The following is a 26,029-nucleotide window of genomic DNA, read 5'->3' on the forward strand; positions in this document are numbered from 1 at the left end:
CGTCGAACTTCCGGAGGCAGAAAACAGGATCAGAGGTGAATGACTGCCAAGTCCAGCCGACCGTAATCCCCCTCGCCATGTTCGCTTCGGGGCGGAACATGATGGGTTTTCATTACCTGATCTCCTTGCAGGGTTTCCAGGTGAATGTCGAAGCCCCAGAGGCGGTGCAGGTGCTTGAGCACTTCGTCGGTGGAGTCGCCCAGCGGTTTGCGGTCGTGTTGCTGGTGACGCAAGGTCAGGGAGCGGTCGCCACGTCGGTCAATGCTGTAGATCTGTATGTTGGGTTCGCGATTGCCCAGGTTGTATTGCGCCGCCAGGGTTTCACGAATGGTTCGATAGCCGTCTTCATCGTGTATCGCCGGAACCAGCAGATCGTCCTTCTGATCGTCATCGAGGATGCTGAACAGCTTGAGGTCGCGGATCACCTTGGGTGACAGGTACTGCAGGATGAAACTCTCGTCCTTGAAGCTGCTCATGGCGAATTTGATGCTGGACAGCCAGTCGGTGCCGGCGATTTCCGGAAACCAGCGATAGTCCTCTTCGGTGGGCTGTTCGCATATCCGCCGGATATCGCGATACATGGCAAAACCCAGGGTGTAGGGGTTGATGCCGCTGTAGTAAGGGCTGTCGAAGCCAGGTTGAAAGACCACGCTGGTATGGGAAGTCAGGAATTCCATCATGAAGCCATCGGTGACCAGGCCTTCGTCATACAAGTCGTTCATCAAGGTGTAGTGCCAGAACGTGGCCCAGCCTTCGTTCATCACCTGGGTCTGGCGTTGTGGATAAAAATACTGGGCGATCTTACGCACAATCCGCACGATTTCGCGCTGCCAGGGTTCCAGCAGCGGGGCGTGTTTTTCGATGAAGTACAGGATGTTTTCCTGAGGTTCGGCGGGGAAGCGCGCGTTGTCCTTGTCGCTGTACTTGTCCGCGCCTTTTGGAATGGTCCGCCACAAATCGTTGATCTGCTTCTGCAGATGCTCTTCCCGATCCTTCTGCCGACGGCGTTCTTCTTCGGCGGAAATCGGATAAGGGCGTTTGTAACGGTCGACCCCGTAATTCATCAGCGCATGGCAGGAATCGAGCAAGTCCTCTACCGCGTCGATCCCGTGGCGTTCTTCGCACTGCATGATGTACTGCTTGGCGAACACCAGATAATCGATGATCGAGCTGGCGTCGGTCCAGGTGCGGAACAGGTAGTTGCCTTTGAAGAAGCTGTTATGGCCATAGCAGGCGTGAGCCACCACCAGCGCCTGCATGCAGATGGTGTTTTCTTCCATCAGATAGGCGATGCAGGGGTCCGAGTTGATCACGATTTCGTAAGCCAGCCCCATCTGGCCACGGCTGTAGGATTTTTCGGTGCTGAGGAAGTGTTTCCCATAGGACCAATGGTGATAACCCAACGGCATGCCGACAGAAGCGTAGGCGTCCATCATCTGTTCGGCGGTAATCACTTCGATCTGGTTGGGATAAGTATCCAGCGCGTAGCGGGCCGCGAGACGACTGATTTCGCGATCGTAGGCCTGGATCAGCTCGAATGTCCATTCGGAGCCGGTGGAAATGGGTTGGCGCTTCTGCTCTTTGGCGGTCATGTTACTAACCTGCGCTGGAAGAGTTCACGAAAGACCGGATAGATATCACCGGCCGAGACCAGTTGCTGCTGGGCAAAAGTGTCAGAGAAGGCTTCGGCGATGCGTTCGTACTCGAACCACAGGGCCTGGTGTTCGCGCGGGGTAATCTCAACATAAGTGTAGTACTGCACGAACGGCATGATCTGATTGATCAGAATGTCGCGGCAGATCGGCGAATCGTCGTTCCAGTTGTCGCCGTCGGACGCCTGGGCGGCATAGATGTTCCATTCATTGCTCGGATAACGCTCGGCCATGATCTCCTGCATCAGTTTCAGGGCGCTGGAGACGATGGTGCCGCCGGTTTCCCGGGAATAGAAAAATTCCTCCTCATCCACTTCACGGGCGCTGGTGTGGTGGCGGATGAACACGACGTCGATTTTGTCGTAGTTCCGCTTGAGAAACAGGTACAGCAGGATGAAGAAGCGTTTGGCGATGTCCTTGGTCGCCTGAGTCATGGAGCCGGACACGTCCATCAGGCAGAACATCACTGCTTTGGAGCTGGGGTTCGGCTGCTTGATCAGGAGGTTGTACTTGAGGTCAAAGGTGTCGAGAAATGGCACTCGGTGAATGCGCGCGCTGAGTTTCTCGATTTCTGCTTCGAGCTCCTGGATATCGCCGAAGTTGTCCGGTTCCTCCCGTTTAAGCCGCAGCAGTTCCTCTTTGACTTCGCGCAATTTCGCCCGGCTGCTGCCAGACAAGGCAATGCGCCGGGCATGTGCCGAACGCAGCGTGCGGATAATGTTGATCCGTGACGGGTTGCCCTCATTGCTGATGCCTGCGCGTACGGTCTTGAAGGTGTCGGTGCCGGTCAGGTGGCGTTTGACCAGGTTTGGCAATTCAAGATCCTCGAACATGAATTCAAGGAATTCCTCCTGGGTAATCTGGAAGACGAACTCGTCCATCCCTTCACCCGTGTTACCGGCCTTGCCGGGACCTCTGCCGCCGCCACCTCCGGGCGGACGGGCAATGTGCTCGCCGCTGGTGAATTCCTTGTTGCCCGGGTGCACGATGGTTTGCTTGCCGCCACGACCGTGGTGAAGCACTGGCTCGTCGATGTCACGGCCGGGAATGCTGATCTGCTCGCCGTGTTCCATATCCGTAATGGAGCGCCGGCCGACCGCCTCTTCGACGGCCTTTTTGATGTGATCACGGTAGCGCCGCAGAAACCGCTGGCGGTTTACCGTGCTCTTGTTCTTGCCATTGAGACGTCGGTCGATCACATAGCTCATGACTGCTCCTTAGAAGCTGTCCTGAAAGGGGCGAGCGTTAACGCAGCATATCAAGCCGGAGCCTGGGGGTATTCACGCTCCCTCCAAGCGCTTTGATGCTGCCTGAATCTCGCTACCGCATTTCGGACACCTCCAGAGGCCTGTGTAACAGAAAAAGCGTAAACAGGCCTCGGGCTAACGACAACCGGTCTGACCGGCAGCGGGTTACTGTGATTTTCTGACCCGCAAGTACCACTCGGACAGCAGTCGTACCTGTTTGTCGGTGTAGCCCCGCTCGACCATCCGTGTGACGAAGTCGTTGTGCTTCTGCTGGTCCTCTTTGCTGGCCTTGGCGTTGAAGCTGATGACCGGCAGTAGATCCTCGGTGTTGGAGAACATTTTCTTCTCGATAACCACCCGCAGTTTTTCGTAGCTGAGCCAGGTTGGGTTCTTGCCGTTGTTGTTGGCTCGGGCGCGCAGTACGAAATTGACGATTTCGTTGCGGAAATCCTTCGGATTGCTGATGCCCGCCGGTTTTTCGATCTTCTCCAGTTCTTCGTTCAGGGCTACGCGGTTAAGGATCTCACCGGTTTCCGGATCGCGGTATTCCTGATCCTGAATCCAGAAGTCGGCGTACAGCACATAGCGATCGAAGATGTTCTGGCCGTACTCGCTGTAAGACTCGAGATAGGCAGTCTGGATCTCCTTGCCGATGAATTCGATATAACGCGGCGCCAGATACTCTTTCAGGAAGCGCAGATAGCGTTCGCGGGTCTCTGCCTGGAATTGTTCCTGTTCGATCTGCTGTTCCAGCACGTAGAGCAGATGCACCGGGTTGGCGGCGATTTCGTGCGGATCGAAGTTGAAGACCTTCGACAGTATCTTGAAGGCGAAGCGGGTCGACAGACCGTTCATGCCTTCGTCGACTCCCGCTGCGTCGCGGTATTCCTGGATCGACTTGGCCTTCGGATCGGTGTCCTTGAGGTTTTCGCCGTCATACACCCGCATCTTGGAGTAGATGTTGGAGTTTTCCGGCTCTTTGAGGCGCGAGAGCACGGTGAACTGAGCGAGCATTTTCAGAGTGTCGGGCGCGCAATGGGCCTTGGCCAGCGAGCTGTTGAACAGGAGCTTGTCGTAGATCTTCACTTCGTCGCTGACGCGCAGGCAGTACGGTACTTTGACGATATAGATCCGGTCGATGAAGGCTTCGTTGTTCTTGTTGTTACGGAAGGTGTGCCATTCCGATTCGTTGGAGTGGGCCAACAGGATCCCGGTAAACGGAATCGCCCCCAGACCTTCGGTACTGTTGTAGTTGCCTTCCTGGGTAGCGGTCAGCAATGGGTGCAGCACCTTGATCGGTGCCTTGAACATTTCGACGAACTCCATCAGGCCCTGGTTGGCCCGGCACAGTGCTCCCGAATAGCTGTAGGCATCGGCGTCGTTCTGCGGGAATTCTTCCAGTTTGCGAATATCGACCTTGCCCACCAGTGCCGAGATGTCCTGGTTGTTTTCATCGCCCGGCTCGGTTTTCGCGACCGCAATCTGGTTGAGGATCGACGGATAGAGTTTCACCACACGGAACTGGCTGATGTCGCCGCCGAATTCGGCCAGGCGCTTGGTGGCCCATGGCGACATGATGGTATTGAGATAGCGCCGCGGAATGCCGAAATCTTCCTCGAGGATCGCGCCATCTTCGGTGGCGTTGAACAGACCCAGAGGCGACTCGAAAACCGGCGAGCCCTTGATTGCGTAGAAGGGCACTTTCTCGATCAGTTGTTTGAGCTTCTCGGCCAGGGACGATTTACCGCCACCGACAGGGCCAAGCAGGTAGAGGATCTGTTTCTTTTCTTCCAGGCCCTGAGCGGCATGGCGGAAATACGACACGATCTGGTCAATGCATTCTTCCATCCCGTGGAAGTCTTCAAAGGCCGGATAGCGGCGGATCACCTTGTTGGAAAAGATTCGCGACAGCCTCGAGTTGGTCGAGGTGTCGAGCAGCTCCGGTTCGCCGATGGCCAGCAGAAGACGCTCAGCTGCGGAAACGTAGGCGCTGCGGTCCTTTTTGCACAGCTCCAGGTACTCTTGCAGAGAGAGTTCTTCCTGGCGCGTGGACTCGAAGCGTTGTTGGAAGTGGCTAAAGATACTCATGACGTCACCTCGCTCGATACGTGGAGCCGACGCCGGATCAGTCAGTCGATGCTGGCAAGCAACTGAATATGCAGTTGCTGTTTACCCCCCAGAACACCTTCAGGGTATCAACCCCGAAAGCTACTCCCGATGACCCGCGCGCCGGTGTACCGGCTCTCCCCTGTTTTGGATGGCCTGCGCTTAAGGATAGTTCGGAATCTTGAAGGTAAAGGCGCAATAAGTAATTAGTTGTGGCAGACCGTTCGTCAGTCAGCGCGCGAGCCCACGGGGACCGGGCCTTGCGCGCCTTGAAAAAAATTATTCGGAAGTGCCTTGCGCCGTTTCCGAAGGATAGGTCGTACGCCACAGCTCAAAACCGCCGTCCATGCTGTAGACGTCGGAGAAGCCCTGGCTGATCAGATAAGCAGCCGCGCCTTGGCTGGAATTGCCGTGATAGCAGACCACTACCGTCGGCGCATCCAGGTCCGCGCCCTGAATGAAAGCGTGCAGAGAATGATTGTCCAGATGCTTCGAACCGGCGATGTGCAGCGCAGCAAAAGTTGCCGGATCGCGGACATCGACCACCACCGCGCCTTGTTCGCGCAGGGCTTGGGCCTGTTCTGGGGGGATACGTTTGAATTCGCTCATGGCGGGCTCCTGTGGCTCGGCTGAAAGCGCAGTCTAGCGCGGGGCGCTGGCTGACGTTTGTTCGGGAATGGAGGCGGCGACAGCCGGCCGAGTGTGGCCATGGGCATCGCATTTACATTGCAGGCGCTCAAAGGTGTCGACGTTCATCAGGGTCATGGCGCCACCCCAGACGCAACCGGTATCGAGCGCAAACAGACCTGGCTCGTTGCACTGGCCTTCGAGCGCCGCCCAATGGCCGAAGATGATCTTCAGGCCTCTGGTCTTGCGCTCCTTGTGGGTGAACCACGGCGCATAACCCGGCGGTGCGGTGTCGATGCCTTCCTTGCCCTTGAGGTCGAGTTTGCCGTCGCTAGTGCAGAAGCGCATGCGGGTGAAATAGTTGGTGATGACTCGCAGCCGGGCCGCGCCCTTGAGGTCGTTGTTCCATTTCACCGGCTCGTTGCCGTACATACCGTCGAGGTAAGGCGCGAAGCGGTTATCGTCGTGCAGGGCTTCTTCGACTTCGGCGGCGCACTTCAAGGCTTTGCGTAGCGACCATTGTGGCGGGATGCCGGCATGGACCAGGGCGATATCGCGCTGTTCGTCGTAGTGCATGAGCTTTTGCTGCCGAACCCACTCCAGCAGCTCCGCGCAATCGGGTGCTTCAAGGATCTCGCGCAGAGTGTCGGCTTTCTTCAGGCGTTCGATGTTCTGCCCGACGGCCAGCAAGTGCAGGTCATGGTTACCAAGTACGCAGATCAGCGACTCGCGGATGCTATAGAGGAAACGCAAGGTTTCCAGCGACTGTGGGCCACGATTGATCAGATCACCCACCAGCCACAAACGATCTTTTGCAGGGTTGAAAGCGACTTGTTTTAGCAGGCACTGCAGAGGTTCAAGGCAACCTTGCAAATCGCCGACGGCATACGTCGCCATCAGTGCAGCGCTCCGGGTACCGCCAGACGGAACGGTGCGATGATGGCATCGAAGTGTTTACCGTCATCGGCGAGCATCTGGTAGGTACCCTGCATAGTGCCGACCTTGGACGTCATCACTGTGCCACTGCTGTAAGTGTGGCTCTTGCCCACGTCGATCAACGGCTGTTGGCCGACGACGCCCGCACCGCGAACCTCCTCGACATGCCCGTCACCGTCGGTGATCACCCAATGCCGTGAAAGCAGTTTGGCGGGTAGCAGGCCATTGTTTTGCACGGTGATGGTGTAGGCGAAGGCAAAGCGGTTGTGCTCGGGTTGCGATTGTTCTGCCAGATAGCGGGTGACGACGCTGACGTCGACCTGATAACGAGGATCGGACATGCAAAAGGCCTTAGAAACGAAGCGGGACGCGGGGCGTAGCTGATAGAACTCAGTCTAGGCCAAGTATCGGGTAGTAAACCAGAGTGGCGTCCTACCCGATAGCGCTCATCGCCTGTCAGTCGGTGGCAGGCTTTTGTAGGACTTGTTCGCTGAGCTTGTCGGCCAGGCGCACGAAGGCAGCCAGATCGAGCTGCTCGGGGCGCAGGCTGCCATCGACGCCGGCGGCTTCGATTTCAGCGTTGCTCAGCAACAATTTGAGAGTGTTGCGCAATGTTTTGCGGCGCTGGTTGAAGGCTTCGCGCACGACGCGCTCCAGCAGTTTGTGATCTTTGGCTGGATGTGGGAGTACTGCGTGAGGCACCAGACGCACGATGGCCGAATCGACTTTCGGCGGCGGATTGAACGCCCCCGGGCCAACGTTGAACAGGTGTTCGACCCGGCAGTGATACTGAACCATGATCGACAGGCGACCCCAATCACCGCCACCAGGCCCCGCCGCCAGGCGCTCGACCACTTCCTTTTGCAGCATGAAGTGCATGTCGCGAATCAGGTGGGCGTTGTGCAGCAGATGAAAAATCAGTGGTGTAGAGATGTTGTACGGCAGGTTGCCGACCACTCGCAGGCTGTTCGGCGCGGCGTTCAGGCTGTTGAAGTCGAACTTCAGCGCGTCGCCCTGATGCAGGTGGAAATTGCTCTTGCCGGCGAACTGTTGGTTGAGGATCGGGATCAGGTCCTTGTCCAGCTCCACCACGTCCAGCTGGGCGCCACTGTTGAGCAGGCCTGCGGTCAATGCACCCTGGCCCGGGCCGATTTCCAGCAGGCGGTCTTCGGGTTTGGCATGAATGGAACGCAGGATGCGGTCGATAACGCCGGCATCGTGCAGGAAATTCTGGCCGAAGCGCTTGCGCGCCTTGTGTTGGTAATGCTCGGTCATAAACGGGTCTCGGCCATCTGGTAGGCGGTTTCCAGGGCGACTTGCAGGCTGCCGGTATCGATTTTGCCGCTGCCAGCCAGATCCAGGGCGGTGCCGTGGTCGACTGACGTGCGGATGATCGGCAAGCCGAGGGTCACGTTGACTGCTGCGCCGAAGCCTTTGTATTTCAGCACGGGCAGGCCCTGGTCGTGGTACATCGCCAGCACCGCGTCGCAGTGCTCCAGATATTTGGGGGTAAACAGAGTGTCGGCGGGCAGGGGACCGCGAAGGTCCATGCCCTCGCCGCGCAGGCGCTCTAATGTAGGTTCGATGATGTCGATTTCTTCATGGCCCAGATGACCGCCTTCACCGGCGTGCGGGTTAAGCCCGCAAACCAGGATGCGAGGCTGGGCGATGCCGAATTTTTCTTGCAGGTCTGCGTGCAGAATCCGTGTGACCCGCTCCAGACGCTCCGGTGTGATTGCATCGGCAATCTCGCGAAGGGGCAGGTGAGTTGTGACCAGTGCCACGCGCAAGCCGCGAGTGGCGAGCATCATCACCACTTGCGCGGTATGGGTCAGGTCCGCAAGAAATTCCGTGTGCCCGGAAAAGGCGATGCCGGATTCATTGATCACGCCCTTGTGCACAGGGGCGGTGATCATGCCGGCGAAATGCCCATCCAGGCAGCCTTGACCAGCACGCGTCAGGGTCTCCAGGACGAAAGCCGCATTGGCTTTGTCCAGTTGCCCGGCGATGACCTTGGCGTTAAGTGGTGTATCCCACACATACAGGCTGTTGGCAGGTGCGGGAGCGTCCGGCCAGCTGTCCGGCGTTACCGGCAGCAGATCGACAACCACGCCCAGCTGCGCGGCCCGCTCGATGAGCAGGTCGCGGCTGGTGATGGCAATCAGAGGGTATGGCTGGGCTTGCGAGGCGAGCAGCAGGCACAGGTCGGGACCTATGCCGGCCGGTTCGCCGGGGGTCAACGCGAAACGCTTGGGTTTCACGGTGTTGCCTGGTCTGCACCAGGGAGCTTGATTTCTACATACGCTTCGTCACGGATCTGACGCAGCCAGGTTTGCAGCTCTTCGTCGTATTTGCGGTTACGCAGTACGGTCATCGCTTGCTGTTCACGGGCCTGGGTGGTGCTGTCAGTGGCGCGGCGGCCAAGGACTTCCAGAACGTGCCAGCCATATTGGGTCTGGAACGGCTTGGACAGCTGACCTTGTGGGGTCTTGGCCATCACTTCGCGGAATTCAGGCACCAGTGCATTCGGGTCGATCCAGTTCAGGTCACCACCATTGAGGGCGGAACCTGGGTCTTCCGAGAAGCTTTTCGCCAGTTCGCCGAAATCTTCGCCCGCTTCGATACGGGAGTAGAGCGATTGAGCCAGGGCTTTGGTTTTTTCTTCGTCGCGGATCGGGCTTGGTTTGACCAGGATGTGACGCACATGCACTTCGTCACGCACCTGGGCTTCGCCGCCACGTTTGTCGAGGATCTTCAGGATGATGAAGCCGCCCGGTGTACGCATTGGCTGGGTCACGTCACCCACCGCCATGGTACTCAGCAGGCGATCGAACGGAGGTGGCAGTTGAGCGGCTTTACGCCAGCCCATGTCGCCGCCTTCCAGCGCGGTTTCGCTGGCGGATTTGGCGATTGCCAACTGACCGAAGTCAGCGCCTTGCTTGAGTTGCTGGTAAACCGCGTCGGCTTGTTTGGCGGCATTCTGAATCGCGTCGGAGTTGGCGCTTTCCGGCGTAGGAATCAGGATGTTGGCCAGACGGAATTCTTCGGACAGCTGCATCTTGCCCAGGTCGGATGCCAGGAAGTTCTTCACTTCCTGCTCGGACACCTGAATGCGTTCCGCTACACGGCGCTGACGCACACGGCTGATGACCATTTCGCGGCGGATCTGGTCGCGAGCGTCGTCATAAGACAGGCCGTCGCGAGCCAGGGCGGCGCGGAATTGTTCGATCGACATGTTATTGCGCTGGGCAATGGTGCCGACTGCCTGGTTCAATTCTTCATCGGTGATGCGGATGCCGGAGCGTTCGCCGATCTGCAGTTGCAGGTTTTCGACGATCAGACGCTCGAGCACCTGCTGATCCAGTACGCCTGCAGGCGGTACGGCAGCGCCGCGTTTGGCGATGGTTTGCTGAACTTCATGGACACGCTGGTCCAGTTGGCTTTGCATGACCACGTCGTTGTCGACGATGGCCACCACTTTATCGATGGACTGTACCGCGGCGTTGGCCGCGGTACCCAGGAACAGCGCGCCCAGCATCAGCGGGCGCAGACAATCAGAAAGCTTGGTCTTCACGTTCACGATAACCTTGGATGCCTTTGTCGAGGAAGCTCTCTACCTTGGCGCCAGTGAGGCCGCCGAGTCCCTTCAGAACAATTTGGAGGAAGACGCCGTGGTCGCCTTTTTCGTTTTCCGGGGCGGCTTGACTGAACTCTTCATAGTCGACCCAGTAACGGTTGATAAGGCGCAGTTTCCAGCAGCAGTTGTCGTACTCGAAACCACCGAAGGCTTCCAGGGTACGGTTGCGGTTGTAGTCATACTGCCAGCGGCTGATGGCGTTCCACTGCGGCACGATCGGCCAGATCACCGAGAAGTCGTGCTGCTTGATCTTGTAGTAGTCCTTCACGTAGCCAGGAGTGCCCGGGGTACCATAGTCACCGCCACCCACCGACCATTTGCCGGTGTTCTGGTCATAACGAACCTGGTCATTGCGATAGCGATAACCGGCGTTGATGACCTTGTTCGGGTTGTCTTCAGGCTGGTAGTGGAACATCGCGCTGCCCGAGCGAGGGCTGCCGCTATCCGGATCCCAGTTGTAGTCGGCGGTGGTGCGCCAATCGCGGTTCCAACGGTATTCGTATTCCAGCGCATAAGGCGAAACATTGGCTTGTGCGTCGTCGCGGGTTTTCGCATCGATACCTGGCAACTGGACTTCGCGGTCCTTGAAATACAGGGCCTGACCGACGCTGATGCGTTGGCGTTCGAAACCGTTGTCTTCAATCCAGCGGTTGGTCACGCCCAGCGACAGCTTGTTCTCGTCACCGACACGGTCGGAGCCGGAGAAGCGGTTGTCGCGGAACAGCGAGGCGTAGTTGAAGGTGTATTCGCCTGTATCGAATACCGGAATGTCTTCCTGATCAGTCTCTGGGACATAGAGGTAGAACAAGCGCGGCTCGAGGGTTTGGCGATAGTTTTTGCCGAACCATTGAGTGTTGCGATCGAAATACAGGCCGCTGTCGATGCTCGCGATCGGCACCCCACGGTTCTGGTTACGACTGTAAGTACCGTTGAGTCGGTCCGCCTCTGCACTTTGCGCAGCAATCTGGCTCTTGCCGGTGCCATCCAGATCCAGATCGTATTGTGTGTACTGGTACTTCAGGGATGGTTTCAAGAAACCATAAGTCCAGTCCAGCGGCAGGCTGACACCCGGCTTGAGGTTCAAGCGGTTGCCGTTGGCTCGTGCCAGGCCTTGTACGTTGTTATCAAGACGCGGTGCGACCGTGCCGTCTTCGTTTACGTAGTTCCCATCGAGCAGGTCACGCTCAAACCGCACCAGCTCTGTCTCGTAATCGAAATTCAACCCTTCCGGATGATATGGCAGCTGACCATTGAAGGTGATCTGCGGTAAACGATCATACGGCGTGATGTTCGAAACGGTCGCCAGTTGATAAGCCTGGGCGTTCAAACGAGCGGTATAGCTGTCGCCACGATAGCTGACAGAGCCCTGCTGGTTCACGTAGTCGGAACTTTTCACGCCAATCTGGTCGGTCTGCAGATCCTGGAAGTAATACGGATCGCTGATCTTGGTGTAGTCAACTTGCGTAAAGACGCGCGAGTCGAGGCCACCCTTGTGCTGCCAGTTGTACATGTAGCGGGTTTTTTCGTATTCACTCTGCAGCTTGCGATCGTCGTTCTCGTCGTTGAGGTACGCGGCGCCGAACTGACCTTCGCTGGATTTGGTCAGGTAGCGGAATTCGCCTTCCATCAACAGGCCACGCTTGCTCATGTAGCGCGGATACAACGTGGCATCGTAGTTCGGTGCCAGGTTGAAGTAATACGGGGTGACCAGCAGGAAGCCGGTATCGCTGCCGGTGCCGATGGTCGGCGGCAGGAAGCCGGACTGGCGACGGTCGTCGATCGGGAAATAGATGTACGGCGTATACAGAACCGGAATGTCCTTGACCCGCAGTGTCACGTTGGTCGCGGTACCGAAACCGGTGGCCGGGTTCAAGGTGATGTTGTTGCCCTTGAGCTGCCAGGCGTTGCTGTCCGGTTCGCACGTGGTGTACGTACCATCCTTGAGGCGGATGATCGCGTTCTCGGCACGCTTGGCGTACAGCGCGTTACCGCGGATACGCGATTTGTGCATCACGTATTCGGCGTTGTCGACCTTGGCTTCACCAGTGTCGAGCTGCACGTCGGCGTGGTCGCCCACGATCAGTGCGCCGTTGTCGCGAACACGGACGTTGCCGCTCAGTTCGCCACGGCTCTCGGCCTGATACAGGTTCGCTTCGTCGGCTTCGACCTGCATGCTGCCCTGACGCATGACCACGTCACCGGCCAGGGTTGCGACCTGCTCATCCTGCTTATAGCGAGAGGCTTTGGCCCCGAGAAAGGTCGGAGCGTCACTTTTATTCGTCTTGTCATTCATGCCAGGACGAATCGGTTCGATATAGGAACCAGAGCAGTAAGGACCGGTTTCTGCCAATTGCGCTGCGGTGAGCTTCTCGCGTGGAACCCAGTCGAGGTGGCTGTAGTCTTCACTACGCGACTTCAGGCCGCGGCCCTTGGACTCGGTAACCAGCACAGGTTTGGCACCGGTGTCTGCGCTGGAACCGGTGTCTGCCGGGGCTTCACCGGTGGCGGAAACGGCGCTGCCGTCATGGACAGGACGGGGTGGCAATGCCGCAGCCGGCGCCTTTGGCGCACAGTCCCAGGCACCCGAAGCAGAGACTGAGCAGTCATACTGTTCCGCGGCGACCACGAACGACGTGGCCAGGGGTTGCAGGGCCAGCAGACTGCCGGTGACCAACAACGGAAATTTTTTACGAAACGCGGGGGATTTCAATGCCATCTTATTAGTCCGGGCTTCCTGCGTGCCATCTGCCCGCGGTGTGGGCCGCACGCCTCTCGATGGTCTGAAAAAGATGTCGGATAATAAAGCATGACCCGCTTGACGGCTAGCGCCGTCGGAGACCCTTGCAATGCCTGATCAAGATGTACGCTTGCAACACCTGAAAGTTTGGCTCGATGAACAGTTGGCTATCCTCTTTGCTGAACAAGGCTGGGGCTCCGTGCCCCCGGCCACGTTGACCGCGGCCAGTAGCGACGCGAGTTTTCGACGTTATTTTCGCTGGGAAGGCGCAGGCCGAAGCTTCGTCGTAATGGACGCGCCACCACCCCAGGAAAACTGCAAACCCTTCGTGGATATTGCGTTTCTGCTGGCGAAATCCGGAATAAACGTGCCGAAAATTTATGCCGAAGACCTCGAGCGTGGTTTTCTTTTGCTCAATGACCTGGGTAACAAGACTTACCTGGACGTGATCGACAGCGAAAACGCTGACGATTTGTTCAAGGATGCCCTGCAAGCGTTGTTGGCTTTCCAACAGTTGCCGATGGTGGCACCACTGCCGAGTTATGACGTGGCACTGCTGCGTCGCGAGCTGGAACTGTTCCCCGAATGGTACGTGAAGCGCGAACTGGGCATCGAATTCGACTCGGCGCAGCAAACGCTGTGGCAGCAGGTCAGCGATCTGCTGATCGACAGCGCTTTGGCCCAGCCCAAAGTCCTGGTGCATCGCGACTACATGCCGCGCAACCTGATGCTCAGCGAGCCGAATCCCGGTGTGCTGGATTTCCAGGACGCGGTCTACGGCCCTGTGACCTACGACGTGACCTGCCTGTTCAAGGACGCATTCCTCAGTTGGCCTGAAGAGCGCGTGCGTGGCTGGCTGGAGGATTACTGGCAGCAAGCCGGCGCGCTCGACATTCCGGTTCAACCAGACTTTGAAGATTTCCTGCGTGCCAGCGACCTGATGGGCGTGCAGCGACACCTGAAAGTCATCGGCATTTTCACCCGCATCTGCCATCGCGATGGCAAGCCACGCTACCTCGGCGATGTGCCACGCTTCTTTGCTTATATAGACGCGGTCATCGCCCGTCGCCCTGAATTGGCGGAGCTGGGTGAATTGCTGGCCAGTCTGCGTGCTGGAGCGAATGAATGAAGGCAATGATTCTGGCGGCGGGTAAAGGCGAGCGCATGCGTCCGTTGACCCTGACCACGCCAAAACCGCTGGTTCGCGCCGGCGGAGTGCCCCTGATCGAATATCACCTGCGCGCCTTGGCGGCTGCAGGGTTCACCGAGATTGTGATCAACCATGCCTGGCTCGGTCAGCAGATCGAAGATTTTCTGGGCGATGGTTCGCGGTATGGCGTGAGCATTCAGTATTCGGCGGAAGGTGAGCCGCTGGAAACCGGTGGTGGAATTTTCCGCGCGTTGCCGTTGCTGGGGGACGAGGCTTTTGTGGTGGTCAACGGAGACATCTGGACCGACTACGACTTCAGCGTGTTGCATCAGCCCATCGTCGGGCTCGCTCATCTAGTATTGGCGGACAACCCGGCGCATCACCCGAGTGGAGATTTCACGTTGGTCGATGGCCATGTGCAGGACGGCCGGCCGGATACATCAACCCTGACCTACAGCGGCATCGCTGTGCTGCACCCACAGCTGTTCGACGGTTGCTCGGCCGGTGCCTTCAAGCTTGCGCCGCTGCTGCGCAAAGCCATGGTCGATGGACTAGTGACCGGCGAACGCCTGAATGGGCAGTGGGTGGATGTCGGTACTCATGAGCGCCTGGCTGAAGTAGAAACTTTGATAGAAGCGAGACGCTGACATGTTGTGGCCAGGGACTCTGATTGGAGCCGGAGCGGGCTTTGCCATAGCCAGCATTCCGGGGGCCATGCTCGGCGCTTTGTTAGGACAGGCGCTGGACCGGCGCTTGCACCTGCAAAGCTGGGCGCATTTATGGGAAAAGTTCGGTGGTCGTTCGGTGCTGCGCAACGATGAACTGCTGTTCGTATTGCTGGGCCGATTGGCCAAGAGCGATGGACGGGTTGTGGATGGCCACATCCAGCAGGCGCGGCAGGAAATGCGCTCGCTGGAGATGACTGAATCGGCGCAACGTCGGGCGATTGCGGCGTTCAATCGCGGTAAGTCAGGAAATGACCGGTTGCGCGGTTATCTGCGACGCCTGAGTGCTCAACCCCATGCGGCGGAAGGTGTGTTGCGTGCCTGTTGGCGGATGGTCTGGGCCGACGGCCGCGCCGGTCGCAGTGAGCGCGAGCTGATTACCCAATGGGGCAAATGGTTAGGGTGGACGCGGCAACAGGTACAGGCTCTGGCGAGCGACTACGAACCGCAGAAGCGCCCGCTGGTCAACAGCGCCGTAACTTATCAAGACGCCTTGCGACTATTGGGAGTGTCGGCGACCAGTGAGCCGGCGCAAATCAAACGCGCCTATCGACGCTTGCTCAGTCGCCACCACCCGGACAAGATTGCCGGCAGCGGTGCGACGGCGTTGCAGGTTCGCGAGGCCACGGACAAGACCCGTGAATTGCACAATGCCTATTCGTTGATTCGTGAGCGACGGGATTTTCGTTAGCAGGGCTGAGTTGTATCGCCAGTGATTCCGTCTTCGCGGGCGAGCCTCGCTCCTACAGGTTTCGTGTCATGCCCAAATATGCGGCGTTCATAAAACCTGTAGGAGCGAGGCTTGCCCGCGAATGGTCCAACCCGGTCTATCAGTCCGCCGCTGGTTGAGGATTCAACCAACCCCGCACCCGACGGACCAACTGCTCTTGCTCCGCCTTGGCATTCCCCGGCAGCGCCTTGAGCGAAACCTGACTGAACCCCGAAGTTTTCAAGCGTTTGCTGGCCTGTAAGCGTTCCAGCGCCGCGTTGCGATCCAGCGGCTTATCCATATAAAAAATGTCGACAGTAGGCAGCTTGATTGTCGGCGTCAGTTCGGCCAGTTCGGGCTTCGCCGTAACGGGCGTCTGGGCGGCGACCATCACGAGCTTCTCGACTTGCGATGGCTGCTTCTCACTCAGATAACGCGCGGCCCAGTAAGCGCCGGTACCATGACCCAGCACGACGATGTTGCGAGCGCTTTGCAGTTCGGCGTAGGCGATGGCGGCGTCGATGCGGGCGAAGATTCGTTCCGCATCGGCTTTGGCCTGTTCTTCGGTGGTTTCGGCGATCGCCTTGTCCGTCACTTCCGCTTCGCCGCCGGCCGCCTGTTCGATGGGCGTCGCGGTGGTTGAGTCTTTGCTACCGGCATCAGGCGCTTTGGGCACTGGCGCCACTTCGACGATCCGTGGCGCAATGGCTTCGCTTTGCAGGTCCGGCAAGGTGATACTCAGGCTGCTCCATTCGGCGTCTGGCAATTTGTGGCGCAATGGGCTGATCGCTTGCGGCCAGTCAGCGGTTTCGCCGGCGCCCGGGATGATGATCACCGCGCCTTTGGGTTCGGCGGTATTGGCCGGTTTCCACAAGGCGAGAAAGCTGTCGGTGCCGGCTTGCAGTTGTTGCTGTTCCTGTGCAGGGATTTTTCGCACAAGTGCTGCCGCTTCTTCCTGACTACGCTCAAGCAGCGGCTGACGTTCGACCGGTTTTTCTTCTGCGGGTTTTTCCGCACTGGCAGGTGCCGGGTCGGCCGCCTCGACGGAAAACGCGCAAGGCAGGATCAACGACAGGCACAATGCTGGCAGTGCCAGGCGGTAGACAGGGGGCATCGGATATTCCAGGCCAGAAGTTATTCCGGCAGCCTAATGGGTTGGTCAGTATTTGTCAGTGTGTGAGACTTCGATGATGCATTTTCGCTGCCTGTGGGTTATCGGCTGGTTGTGGTTTCCCTTGATGGGCTGGGCGGCGCCCGCGCCACCGGCGCATATCGTGCACTTGTCGCCAGCGCAGCAGCAATGGCTGGCGCAGCATGGCGAGTTGCGGGTCGGGGTGGTGCTGCAAACGCCCTATGCGCAATACGATCGCCGCTTGCAGCGCTTGTCCGGGGTTAACGTCGAGCTGATGAAGTGGCTGGCCAAGGCGCTCAAGATCGAGCTGAGCTGGCGTAATTATCCTGATCTTGCGCAACTGGAAGCTGCCGCGCGTGAAGGCGATATCGATATCGCGCCGGGGCTGACGCAAACACCTGCGGCTTTGCGGCTCTGGCAGTTTTCCGACCCGTATATGCGGGTGCCGCAATTGGTGGTCAGCGACCAGAAGCGCACCGGTGCCGTGGAGCTGGAAAAACTCGATAGCCAGACTCGCGTTGCGGTGCGCATGCCCAGCGCCACTGCCGATTATTTGCGCAGCAACTATCCCCATCTGAACCTGCAAGGCGTGCCTCTGGAACGCCAGGCGCTGCAACTGTTGTTGAGTCAGCAGGCCGGTTACGCCGTGGTCGATGAAGCGCAGTTCGGGCGTCTGTCTGCCGAGCCCGAGTTCTCCGGATTGGTCGTGGTGGGCGACATCGGTTTCCCGCAACTGCTGCGAGTGGCCACGCGTCGAGACTGGCCGGAATTGGCTGGCATCGTCGAAAGCGCGCTGCGAGCGATCCCGGCCAAGGACCTGGAGCAACTGCACAATCAATGGCTGCAACCCAAGTATCCGCGGCTGTCCGAGTCGCCGGGTTTCTGGCAAAACCTAAGCCTGCTCTTGGTGCTGTTGCTGCTGAGCAGCATGGCCATTTTGTTCTGGCAGCGTCGTCAGCAACACAGTCTGGAGCAACGATTGCTGGCGGCGCGCGAAGACATTGCCCTGCGTGAGGCCAGCGAAGAGGCCTTGCGCCTCACGCAATTTTCCATCGATCAGAGCACCGTCGGCATCCTCTGGGTCAACTGGGACAGCCATGTGCGCTACGCCAACCGCGCGGCCGAAACCATGCTCGGCTACCCGGCGGGCGGAATCATTGATCGGCCCTTGATCGACTTCGAACCCGGTTTGCACATGGACCGTTGGCTGAGCCTGTGGAAACGCGCTCGGGCCAGTGAAGAAAGGCCGCAAAGTTTCGAAACCAATTGCGTGCGAGCGGATGGCAGTATTCTGCCAGCGGATGTTTCATTGAGCTTCTTGCGTTTTCGCGATGGCGAATACCTGGTGGTTTACCTCAATGATGTCACCGAACGTCGTCGCGCCCTGGCTGCGTTGCAGGAAAGCGAAGCGCGGCTGCAAGGGATCGCCGCCAACGTCCCCGGACTGGTTTTTCGTCTGGAGCGTGCGCCGGTGACCGGGCAGATCGACTTTGCCTACATCAGTGAAGGCAGCGAGAGTCTGGTGGGTTACTCGCCCGCGACTCTGGCCCATCGGGACAAAGGCTTGCGCAGTCTGGTGCATCCGGATGACAGGGCCAGTTATCACCAGACTCAGGATCATGCACTGGATACCGACAGTGACTGGTCGTGGCAGGGGAGGATTCTGACCCGTCAGGGCGAACAACGCTGGGCTGAGATCAAGGCCATCACCCGCCGACTTGAAGACGGCACCTATGTCTGGGACGGGATTGTCTGGGACATCACCGAGAGCAAACGCATCGAACTGGAGCTGGCCAGCTCCCGCGAGCAATTGCGTGAGTTGTCCGCGCACCTGGAGAGCGTGCGGGAAGAGGAAAAGGCCCGGATTGCCCGGGAAGTTCACGACGAGTTGGGTCAGATGTTGACTGTGCTGAAGCTGGAAACATCCATGTGCGAACTGGCCTACGCCCAGCTCGACCCAGGTCTGCATGAGCGCTTGAATAGCATGAAGCGTTTGATCGCTCAGCTGTTTCAACTGGTGCGCGATGTGGCCACGGCGCTACGGCCGCCGATTCTCGATGCCGGGATCGCCTCGGCCATCGAATGGCAGGCGCGGCGGTTCGAGGCGCGCACGCAGATTCCATGCCTGGTGCAGGTGCCGGATAACTTGCCGGTGCTCAGCGATGCCAAGGCCATCGGGCTGTTCCGGATCCTTCAGGAAGCGCTGACCAATGTCATGCGCCACGCCCAGGCGCATACTGTTGAACTGACGCTGGCCCTTGAGGGCGATGAACTTTGTCTGACTGTCAGCGATGATGGCGTAGGATTTATCGCCGCCCCTGGCAGGCCGACATCCTTTGGTGTGGTCGGCATGCGTGAGCGGGTGCTGATCATGGGTGGGCAGTTGTCACTTGAGAGTGAGCCGGGGGAGGGGACGACCCTGAGTGTGCGAGTGCCGTTGGATGAGGCCTGATGGTTTTAAGTTGTTTGGACTTGCCCGCGATAGATCTTGGCTCTGACATAACAAGAATGGAGAAGAACGTGATCCGTGTACTGGTAGCCGAAGACCACACCATCGTTCGCGAAGGCATCAAGCAATTGATCGGCCTGGCCAAGGACTTGCTGGTGGTAGGGGAGGCGAGCAATGGCGAGCAGTTACTCGACACCTTGCGCCATGTTCCGTGCGAAGTGGTGTTGCTGGATATCTCCATGCCCGGGGTCAACGGTCTGGAAGCGATTCCGCGGATTCGCGCGCTGAACAACCCGCCGGCGATTCTGGTGTTGTCGATGCACGACGAAGCGCAAATGGCCGCACGGGCGTTAAAGGTCGGCGCCGCAGGCTATGCGACCAAGGATAGCGATCCGGCATTGCTGCTGACGGCAATCCGCAAAGTCGCGGCGGGCGGGCGATACATCGACCCGGACTTGGCCGACCGCATGGTTTTCGAAGTCGGCCTGACTGATTCACGGCCGCTGCACTCGTTGCTGTCGGAGCGTGAGTTCTCGGTGTTCGAACGCCTGGCTCAGGGCGCCAACGTCAACGACATCGCCCAGCAACTGGCCCTGAGCAGCAAAACCATCAGTACCCACAAGGCGCGGCTGATGCAAAAACTCAACATCACCTCCCTGGCCGAACTGGTGAAGTACGCCATGGAGCACAAACTCCTCTGAATCTTTACGCGATCCCTGTAGGAGCGAGGCTTGCCCGCGAAGCTTTTAGCGCCAGTGAGATCGCCTTCTCGGGCAAGCCTCGCTCCTACAGAGGGCCATGTCGGCATGTCCATTTGCGACATGCTCACAAAGCCACTTTTGCCTGTTCTTGCGGCTTGCAGCTCACCGCCTGTCGCTATCCTGATTCGACATATCCATCCCCGCCATCCTTGTAGGGCAATCCCTACCCGCAACCTTCCATCCGGCTGAGGCGATTCTCTCCTGCGCCCCGATTTGCGCGGCTCCCAGCGTCCACTAGGCTTAGTCCACAGCAGTCATCAATAACAAAGGTGTGGGTATGAGCCAGGTTGATTCAAGCGCAGGGGCCAGCGATGTTCTGGTCAGCTTTCGTGGAGTGCAAAAGAGCTACGACGGCGAGAACCTGATCGTCAAAGACCTCAACCTGGATATTCGCAAAGGCGAATTCCTCACCTTGCTCGGGCCGTCCGGCTCCGGCAAGACCACCAGTCTTATGATGCTCGCCGGTTTCGAAACGCCGACCGCCGGGGAGATTCAACTGGCTGGGCGCTCCATCAACAATGTGCCGCCGCATAAGCGCGATATCGGCATGGTGTTCCAGAACTATGCGTTGTTTCCGCACATGACCGTGGCCGAGAACCTGGCGTTCCCGCTGACCGTGCGTGGTTTGAACAAGAGCGATGTCGGTGACCGGGTCAAACGTGTTTTGAGCATGGTTCAGCTCGACGCCTTCGCCCAGCGCTATCCGGCGCAACTGTCCGGCGGTCAGCAGCAGCGTGTGGCCCTGGCCCGTGCGTTGGTGTTCGAACCGCAGCTGGTGCTGATGGACGAACCCCTCGGCGCACTGGATAAACAACTGCGTGAACACATGCAGATGGAAATCAAACACCTGCACCAGCGCCTCGGCGTGACTGTGGTCTACGTGACCCACGACCAGGGCGAAGCCCTGACCATGTCCGATCGTGTGGCGGTGTTCCACCAGGGTGAGATTCAGCAGATCGCCCCGCCGCGCTCCCTCTATGAAGAACCGAAAAACACCTTCGTCGCCAACTTCATCGGCGAGAACAATCGTCTCAACGGTCGCTTGCACAGTCACACCGGCGATCGCTGCGTGGTTGAGCTCGGTCGCGGTGAAAAGGTTGAAGCCCTGGCGGTTAACGTCGGCAAGACCGGCGAACCCGTCACGCTGTCGATTCGCCCGGAGCGCGTGAGCCTCAATGGTTCGAGCGAGTCCTGCGTCAACCGCTTCTCAGGGAGGGTGGCGGAATTCATCTATCTGGGCGACCACGTCCGGGTTCGCCTGGAAGTCTGCGGCAAGACCGACTTCTTTGTGAAACAACCGATTGCCGAGCTCGATCCCGCGCTCGCCGTCGGCGATGTGGTACCGCTTGGCTGGCAGGTCGAACACGTTCGCGCGCTCGACCCACTTCTAGAGGCGCATTGATCGCCCCCTGCTTCACCAACACTAACCCTGCAGTTGGAGAACAATAAATGTTGAGATCCCTGAAATTCACCGCCCTGGTCGTGGGCATGATGGGTGCGGCGCACGCGATGGCGGCGGGCCCGGACCTGACCGTGGTGTCCTTTGGCGGGGCGAACAAGGCGGCGCAGGTCAAAGCCTTCTACGCACCGTGGGAAGCGGCAGGCAACGGCAAAATCATCGCTGGCGAATACAACGGCGAGATGGCCAAGGTCAAAGCCATGGTCGACACCAAGAGCGTGTCCTGGGATCTGGTGGAAGTTGAATCGCCAGAGCTGTCCCGTGGTTGCGACGAAGACATGTTCGAGCAGCTCGATCCTGCGCTGTTCGGCAAGACCGAAGACTACGTCAAAGGCGCTATCCAGCCGTGCGGCGTGGGCTTCTTCGTGTGGTCGACCGTGCTGGCCTACAACGCCGACAAACTGAAAACCGCTCCGACCAGCTGGGTGGATTTCTGGGACACCAAGAAATTCCCGGGCAAACGCGGCCTGCGTAAAGGCGCCAAGTACACCCTGGAATTCGCCTTGATGGCCGATGGTGTTGCACCCAAAGACGTCTACAAAGTGCTGGCCGGCAAAGACGGTCAGGATCGCGCGTTCAAGAAACTCGATGAGCTCAAACCAAGCATCCAATGGTGGGAAGCCGGCGCACAACCGCCGCAATACCTCGCCTCCGGCGACGTGGTCATGAGCTCGGCCTACAACGGGCGGATCGCGGCGGTACAGAAAGAAAGCAACCTGAAAGTGGTGTGGAACGGCGGTATCTACGATTTCGACGCGTGGGCGATTCCGAAAGGTCTGGATAAGACCCGTGCCGAAGCGGCGAAAAAATTCATCGCGTTCTCGGTGGCTCCGCAGCAGCAGAAGACCTACTCGGAAAACATCGCTTACGGCCCGGCCAACACCCAAGCCGTGCCTTTGCTGTCCAAGGATGTCCTGAAAGACATGCCGACCACCCCGGAAAACATCGCCAACCAGGTGCAGATCGACGTCAGCTTCTGGGCTGATAACGGCGAGCAACTGGAACAGCGCTTCAACTCCTGGGCTGCGAAGTAAGCAAGTCACACGGGACGACGGTTCACCGGATGATCGTTCCCATGCTCTGCGTGGGAATGCCGCCCGGGACGCTCCGCGTCCCTGTGATGCAGAGCGTCACTGGATGCGTTCCCACGCAGAGCGTGGGAACGATCAGCACCAAAAGTTCGAGGTGGCGTTTGCCACCTTTGCAATGACCAAAGATTTCCGGAGTACGCCATGGCTATCGCCGTTCCCGTGAACGCGGGCACCGACCCCACCCTGAAGCAGCGGCTCAAGCATGCCGAGCGGGTCAACCGCTGGAAAGCACAAGCCTTGATCGCGCCATTGGTGCTGTTTCTGTTGCTGGTGTTTCTGGTGCCGATCGTAGCGCTGCTCTACAAAAGCGTCGGTAACCCGGAAGTGGTCGGCGCTATGCCGCGCACCGTGGCGGCCATCGCCAGTTGGGATGGTCGCGGCCTCCCGGCAGAGCCTGTGTACAAGGCCGCCAGCGAAGACCTGGCAGAAGCCCGCAAGAATCAGACCTTGGGCGACTTGTCCAAACGCTTGAACATGGAGTTGGCCGGCTACCGCAGCCTGCTGACCAAAACCGCACGCGCCTTGCCGTTCGCCACTGAGCCGACTTCTTATAAGGAAGCACTGGAAGCGCTGGACGAGCGTTGGGGCGATCCGGCCTATTGGCAGGTCGTGCGCCGCAATACCAGTAACGTGACACCTTATTACCTGCTGGCCGCCGTCGATCACCGTATCGACGACCTCGGCGAAGTGGCCCCGGCCACCCCCGATCAGGCGATCTACCTCGACATCTTTGCCCGGACCTTCTGGATGGGCTTGATCATCACCGTGATCTGTCTGGTGCTGGCCTATCCATTGGCCTACCTGCTGGCGAACCTGCCATCGCGGCAAAGCAACCTGCTGATGATTCTGGTGCTGTTGCCGTTCTGGACCTCGATTCTGGTGCGGGTCGCCGCGTGGATCGTGTTGCTGCAATCGGGTGGCCTGATCAACAGCGGCCTGATGGCCATGGGCGTCATTGATAAGCCGCTGGAGCTGGTGTTCAACCGCACCGGGGTCTACATCTCGATGGTGCACATCCTGCTGCCGTTCATGATTCTGCCGATCTACAGCGTGATGAAAGGCATCTCGCCGACCTACATGCGGGCAGCGATTTCCCTTGGCTGCCACCCGTTCGCCAGTTTCTGGCGGGTGTACTTTCCGCAAACCTATGCCGGTGTCGGCGCCGGTTGCCTGTTGGTGTTCATCCTCGCCATCGGCTACTACATCACCCCGGCGTTGCTGGGCAGTCCAAACGATCAGATGGTCAGTTATTTCGTCGCCTTCTACACCAACACCAGCATCAACTGGGGTATGGCGACCGCACTCGGTGGGCTGTTGCTGCTGGCGACCGTGGTGCTTTATCTGATTTACAGCTGGCTGGTGGGCGCCAGTCGCCTGCGCCTGAGCTAAGGGGAGAATGAAATGCTGAGTCCTTATATGTCGCCCATCGAACGGGTGTGGTTCTACAGCTTGCGGATTCTCTGCGGCTTGATTCTGTTGTTCCTGATTCTGCCGGTGCTGGTGATCATTCCGCTGTCGTTCAATTCGGGCAGTTTTCTGGTGTACCCGCTGCAGGGTTTCTCGCTGCACTGGTATCAGGACTTCTTCGCCTCGGCCGAATGGATGCGTTCGTTGAAGAACAGCATGATCGTGGCCCCGGCGGCCACCGTGTTGGCGATGATCTTCGGCACGCTGGCGGCAATCGGCCTGACTCGGGGTGATTTTCCGGGTAAACCGCTGGTGATGGCGCTGGTGATTTCGCCGATGGTGGTGCCGGTAGTGATCATTGGTGTGGCCAGTTACCTGACCTTCGCGCCATTGGGATTTGGCAACAGCTATATCTCGCTGATCGTCGTGCACGCCGTATTGGGTGTGCCGTTTGTGATCATCACGGTGTCGGCGACCTTACAGGGGTTTAACCAAAACCTGGTGCGGGCCGCTGCAAGCCTGGGGGCTTCGCCGCTGACTGCGTTTCGTCGGGTGACATTGCCATTGATTGCGCCGGGTGTGATTTCCGGTGCGCTGTTTGCCTTTGCCACCTCATTTGATGAAGTAGTAGTGACGCTGTTCCTTGCCGGTCCGGAACAAGCGACCTTGCCTCGGCAGATGTTCAGCGGCATCCGCGAAAACCTCAGCCCGACGATTGCCGCTGCCGCGACGCTGCTGATCGCGTTCTCGGTGATCCTGTTGCTGACCCTGGAATGGCTGCGCGGGCGCAGCGAAAAACTGCGCACCGCGCAGGTCTGAAGCCATACCTCGATCAACCTGTTTGATCGTTCCCACGCAGAGCGTGGGAACGTCAGGGAGTCTCCGGTCATTTATGATCTGAATAGCAGGCAACCCCCAATCCCCAGCTACTATTGTGCCCAGCTCCCCTATCTATAAGAGGTTGCGCACATGAGTCTTTCCTCTTTCAAAATCGCTCACAAACTGATCACCGGAGCAGGGGCCATCGAGCAACTGGCGGCTGAACTCACGCGTCTGGATATCGACAATCCGCTGATCGTCACCGACGCCGCATTGCTCAAGTCCGGCACGGTGGAGCTGGCGCTGGCGCAACTGGGCGAGCGCAGCTATGAGATTTTCGACCGGGTGTTGCCGGATCCGGAAATCGCCATCGTCGAAGATTGCATGCGGGTTTACCGCGAAGGCGGGCATGACGGGCTGATCGGCCTCGGTGGTGGCAGTGCCATCGACATCGCCAAGAGCGTTGCCGCCTATGCCGGTTACCACGGCGCGCTGGAGGATTTGTTCGGCATCGATCAGGTACCGCGCAAAGGCCCGCCGCTGATTGCGATCCCGACCACTGCCGGCACCGGTTCGGAAGTGACCAGCGTGGCCATCCTCTCCGACAAGGTCGCGCAGTTGAAGAAAGGCATAGTCAGCGATTACCTGTTGCCGGACGTGGCACTGGTCAGCCCCCAAATGACCCTGACCTGCCCGCGCAGTGTCACCGCCGCCAGTGGCGTCGATGCGCTGGTGCATGCCATCGAGTCCTACCTGTCGCTCAATGCTTCGCCAATCACCGATGCCCTGGCCATTGGCGCGATCAAACTGATTACCAAGGCGCTGCCCAAGGCCTACGCCAATCCATCCCATCTGCAAGCCCGCGAAGACATGGCCACCGCGAGCCTGATGGCCGGAATGGCGTTCGGCAATGCCGGGGTCGGCGCGGTGCATGCGTTGGCGTATCCGCTGGGTGGGCGTTTCAACATTGCCCATGGCGTCAGCAACGCCTTGCTGCTGCCGTATGTCATGACCTGGAACAAGATGGCTTGCGTGGAGCGCATGCAGGATATTGCCGAGGCCATGGGGGTGAAGACCGCTCATCTGAGCGCCAACGAAGCGGCGGACAAAGCCGTGGAGGCGATGACCGAGCTGTGCGCAGCGGTGGAAATCCCATTGGGCCTGCGCAGTTTCGGAGTGCCCGAGGACGCGATCCCGACCATGGCCGTGGAAGCCGCTGGCATCGAACGCCTGATGCGCAACAATCCGCGCAAGCTGAGCGCCGTCGATATCGAGAAGATCTACCGAGCGGCCTATTAGTACCCAATCATCGCAGCACGGTGCGCGCGTCAAAGCATGAGGTATACAATGCGCGCCATCGTGATTCTGCTCAGAAAAGGTGCGTC

Annotated in this window: 21 protein-coding genes; 10 read left to right on the plus strand and 11 right to left on the minus strand. The window is 58.9% G+C overall.

Translation table 11 applies throughout. The features are described from left to right. Positions 1-29: 29 nt before the first annotated feature. The 10 genes from CKW20_RS09345 to CKW20_RS09390 form a co-directional block, all read right to left on the minus strand. Positions 30-1,592, minus strand: coding sequence for a SpoVR family protein (locus CKW20_RS09345; RefSeq protein WP_095052669.1), 1,563 nt, complete (start codon positions 1,590-1,592; stop codon positions 30-32). Beyond that, on the minus strand, positions 1,589-2,860 hold the full coding sequence (locus CKW20_RS09350; RefSeq protein ID WP_038981246.1) for a YeaH/YhbH family protein: 1,272 nt from the start codon (positions 2,858-2,860) through the stop codon (positions 1,589-1,591). Before CKW20_RS09350 ends, CKW20_RS09345 begins: the two co-directional genes overlap by 4 nt. A 204-nt stretch (positions 2,861-3,064) precedes the next feature. Continuing rightward, positions 3,065-4,987, minus strand: coding sequence for a PrkA family serine protein kinase (locus tag CKW20_RS09355; RefSeq protein WP_007904259.1), 1,923 nt, complete (start codon positions 4,985-4,987; stop codon positions 3,065-3,067). A gap of 297 nt (positions 4,988-5,284) precedes the next feature. Continuing rightward, on the minus strand, positions 5,285-5,614 hold the full coding sequence (glpE, locus tag CKW20_RS09360) for a thiosulfate sulfurtransferase GlpE (protein ID WP_030130002.1): 330 nt from the start codon (positions 5,612-5,614) through the stop codon (positions 5,285-5,287). A gap of 33 nt (positions 5,615-5,647) precedes the next feature. Further along, positions 5,648-6,529: a symmetrical bis(5'-nucleosyl)-tetraphosphatase gene (locus tag CKW20_RS09365; protein ID WP_095052670.1), complete on the minus strand. Its 882-nt coding sequence runs from the start codon at positions 6,527-6,529 to the stop codon at positions 5,648-5,650. After that, positions 6,529-6,909, minus strand: coding sequence for a Co2+/Mg2+ efflux protein ApaG (apaG, locus tag CKW20_RS09370; protein ID WP_095052671.1), 381 nt, complete (start codon positions 6,907-6,909; stop codon positions 6,529-6,531). The genes CKW20_RS09365 and apaG overlap by 1 nt, the downstream gene beginning before the upstream one ends. Before the next feature lie 115 nt (positions 6,910-7,024). Next, a complete protein-coding gene (rsmA, locus tag CKW20_RS09375) occupies positions 7,025-7,843 on the minus strand; it encodes a 16S rRNA (adenine(1518)-N(6)/adenine(1519)-N(6))-dimethyltransferase RsmA (RefSeq protein WP_095052672.1) in 819 nt (272 codons plus the stop codon). Beyond that, a complete protein-coding gene (gene pdxA / locus CKW20_RS09380) occupies positions 7,840-8,829 on the minus strand; it encodes a 4-hydroxythreonine-4-phosphate dehydrogenase PdxA (protein WP_095052673.1) in 990 nt (329 codons plus the stop codon). Before pdxA ends, rsmA begins: the two co-directional genes overlap by 4 nt. Further along, positions 8,826-10,142 carry a peptidylprolyl isomerase SurA gene (gene surA, locus CKW20_RS09385; protein ID WP_141228929.1) on the minus strand — a complete coding sequence of 439 codons (1,317 nt, stop codon included), beginning with the start codon at positions 10,140-10,142 and terminating at the stop codon, positions 8,826-8,828. Before surA ends, pdxA begins: the two co-directional genes overlap by 4 nt. Then, a complete protein-coding gene (locus CKW20_RS09390) occupies positions 10,123-12,921 on the minus strand; it encodes an LPS-assembly protein LptD (protein ID WP_095052674.1) in 2,799 nt (932 codons plus the stop codon). Before CKW20_RS09390 ends, surA begins: the two co-directional genes overlap by 20 nt. Positions 12,922-13,051: 130 nt before the next feature. Between CKW20_RS09390 and CKW20_RS09395 the strand changes: the two genes are divergently transcribed. From CKW20_RS09395 to CKW20_RS09405, 3 genes are read left to right on the plus strand one after another with little or no spacing between them, the layout of a single operon-like run. Continuing rightward, complete coding sequence (locus CKW20_RS09395; protein ID WP_095052675.1) at positions 13,052-14,071, plus strand: aminoglycoside phosphotransferase family protein; 1,020 nt, start codon at positions 13,052-13,054, stop codon at positions 14,069-14,071. Beyond that, positions 14,068-14,739 carry an N-acetylmuramate alpha-1-phosphate uridylyltransferase MurU gene (gene murU, locus CKW20_RS09400; protein WP_095052676.1) on the plus strand — a complete coding sequence of 224 codons (672 nt, stop codon included), beginning with the start codon at positions 14,068-14,070 and terminating at the stop codon, positions 14,737-14,739. The genes CKW20_RS09395 and murU overlap by 4 nt, the downstream gene beginning before the upstream one ends. Before the next feature lies 1 nt (position 14,740). After that, the gene (locus CKW20_RS09405; protein WP_095052677.1) at positions 14,741-15,508 is read left to right on the plus strand and encodes a TerB family tellurite resistance protein; all 768 of its coding nucleotides are present in this window, start codon (positions 14,741-14,743) and stop codon (positions 15,506-15,508) included. A gap of 139 nt (positions 15,509-15,647) precedes the next feature. On the opposite strand, the gene CKW20_RS09410 is transcribed toward CKW20_RS09405, so the two are convergent. Next, positions 15,648-16,640 carry an alpha/beta hydrolase family protein gene (locus CKW20_RS09410; RefSeq protein ID WP_095052678.1) on the minus strand — a complete coding sequence of 331 codons (993 nt, stop codon included), beginning with the start codon at positions 16,638-16,640 and terminating at the stop codon, positions 15,648-15,650. Positions 16,641-16,713: 73 nt separating this feature from the next. Between CKW20_RS09410 and CKW20_RS09415 the strand changes: the two genes are divergently transcribed. From CKW20_RS09415 to CKW20_RS09445, 7 genes are all read left to right on the plus strand, one after another. After that, positions 16,714-19,110 (plus strand): PAS domain S-box protein, encoded by a 2,397-nt coding sequence (locus tag CKW20_RS09415; protein WP_095052679.1) that lies wholly within the window; start codon positions 16,714-16,716, stop codon positions 19,108-19,110. Positions 19,111-19,166: 56 nt separating this feature from the next. Then, positions 19,167-19,808, plus strand: a complete 642-nt coding sequence (locus CKW20_RS09420) for a response regulator transcription factor (RefSeq protein WP_176466873.1) — start codon at positions 19,167-19,169, stop codon at positions 19,806-19,808. 337 nt (positions 19,809-20,145) lie between these two features. Beyond that, complete coding sequence (locus CKW20_RS09425) at positions 20,146-21,270, plus strand: ABC transporter ATP-binding protein (RefSeq protein WP_095052681.1); 1,125 nt, start codon at positions 20,146-20,148, stop codon at positions 21,268-21,270. 47 nt (positions 21,271-21,317) lie between these two features. Beyond that, positions 21,318-22,361, plus strand: coding sequence for an ABC transporter substrate-binding protein (locus CKW20_RS09430; protein WP_095052682.1), 1,044 nt, complete (start codon positions 21,318-21,320; stop codon positions 22,359-22,361). Positions 22,362-22,559: 198 nt separating this feature from the next. Beyond that, a complete protein-coding gene (locus tag CKW20_RS09435) occupies positions 22,560-23,807 on the plus strand; it encodes an ABC transporter permease (RefSeq protein WP_095052683.1) in 1,248 nt (415 codons plus the stop codon). Positions 23,808-23,819: 12 nt separating this feature from the next. Then, positions 23,820-24,644, plus strand: coding sequence for an ABC transporter permease (locus CKW20_RS09440; RefSeq protein WP_095052684.1), 825 nt, complete (start codon positions 23,820-23,822; stop codon positions 24,642-24,644). 150 nt (positions 24,645-24,794) lie between these two features. Beyond that, positions 24,795-25,943 (plus strand): iron-containing alcohol dehydrogenase, encoded by a 1,149-nt coding sequence (locus CKW20_RS09445; RefSeq protein WP_095052685.1) that lies wholly within the window; start codon positions 24,795-24,797, stop codon positions 25,941-25,943. The last annotated feature ends 86 nt before the right edge of the window (positions 25,944-26,029 follow it).

Origin of the sequence: Pseudomonas sp. Irchel s3b2 (assembly GCF_900187445.1) — a bacterium.
Taxonomy (GTDB): Bacteria; Pseudomonadota; Gammaproteobacteria; order Pseudomonadales; family Pseudomonadaceae; genus Aquipseudomonas.

Excerpts from the sequence above, each read along its gene's own strand:
- CKW20_RS09430 (WP_095052682.1), top strand. The coding sequence starts at position 21,318 with ATGTTGAGATCCCTGAAATTCACCGCCCTGGTCGTGGGCATGATGGGT.
- glpE (WP_030130002.1), bottom strand. The coding sequence starts at position 5,614 with ATGAGCGAATTCAAACGTATCCCCCCAGAACAGGCCCAAGCCCTGCGC.
- CKW20_RS09445 (WP_095052685.1), top strand. The coding sequence starts at position 24,795 with ATGAGTCTTTCCTCTTTCAAAATCGCTCACAAACTGATCACCGGAGCA.
- CKW20_RS09425 (WP_095052681.1), top strand. The coding sequence starts at position 20,146 with ATGAGCCAGGTTGATTCAAGCGCAGGGGCCAGCGATGTTCTGGTCAGC.
- apaG (WP_095052671.1), bottom strand. The coding sequence starts at position 6,909 with ATGTCCGATCCTCGTTATCAGGTCGACGTCAGCGTCGTCACCCGCTAT.
- CKW20_RS09365 (WP_095052670.1), bottom strand. The coding sequence starts at position 6,529 with ATGGCGACGTATGCCGTCGGCGATTTGCAAGGTTGCCTTGAACCTCTG.
- CKW20_RS09350 (WP_038981246.1), bottom strand. The coding sequence starts at position 2,860 with ATGAGCTATGTGATCGACCGACGTCTCAATGGCAAGAACAAGAGCACG.
- CKW20_RS09420 (WP_176466873.1), top strand. The coding sequence starts at position 19,167 with ATGGAGAAGAACGTGATCCGTGTACTGGTAGCCGAAGACCACACCATC.
- CKW20_RS09345 (WP_095052669.1), bottom strand. The coding sequence starts at position 1,592 with ATGACCGCCAAAGAGCAGAAGCGCCAACCCATTTCCACCGGCTCCGAA.
- CKW20_RS09410 (WP_095052678.1), bottom strand. The coding sequence starts at position 16,640 with ATGCCCCCTGTCTACCGCCTGGCACTGCCAGCATTGTGCCTGTCGTTG.
- CKW20_RS09415 (WP_095052679.1), top strand. The coding sequence starts at position 16,714 with ATGATGCATTTTCGCTGCCTGTGGGTTATCGGCTGGTTGTGGTTTCCC.
- CKW20_RS09405 (WP_095052677.1), top strand. The coding sequence starts at position 14,741 with ATGTTGTGGCCAGGGACTCTGATTGGAGCCGGAGCGGGCTTTGCCATA.
- murU (WP_095052676.1), top strand. The coding sequence starts at position 14,068 with ATGAAGGCAATGATTCTGGCGGCGGGTAAAGGCGAGCGCATGCGTCCG.
- CKW20_RS09440 (WP_095052684.1), top strand. The coding sequence starts at position 23,820 with ATGCTGAGTCCTTATATGTCGCCCATCGAACGGGTGTGGTTCTACAGC.
- CKW20_RS09390 (WP_095052674.1), bottom strand. The coding sequence starts at position 12,921 with ATGGCATTGAAATCCCCCGCGTTTCGTAAAAAATTTCCGTTGTTGGTC.
- CKW20_RS09355 (WP_007904259.1), bottom strand. The coding sequence starts at position 4,987 with ATGAGTATCTTTAGCCACTTCCAACAACGCTTCGAGTCCACGCGCCAG.
- CKW20_RS09435 (WP_095052683.1), top strand. The coding sequence starts at position 22,560 with ATGGCTATCGCCGTTCCCGTGAACGCGGGCACCGACCCCACCCTGAAG.
- CKW20_RS09395 (WP_095052675.1), top strand. The coding sequence starts at position 13,052 with ATGCCTGATCAAGATGTACGCTTGCAACACCTGAAAGTTTGGCTCGAT.
- rsmA (WP_095052672.1), bottom strand. The coding sequence starts at position 7,843 with ATGACCGAGCATTACCAACACAAGGCGCGCAAGCGCTTCGGCCAGAAT.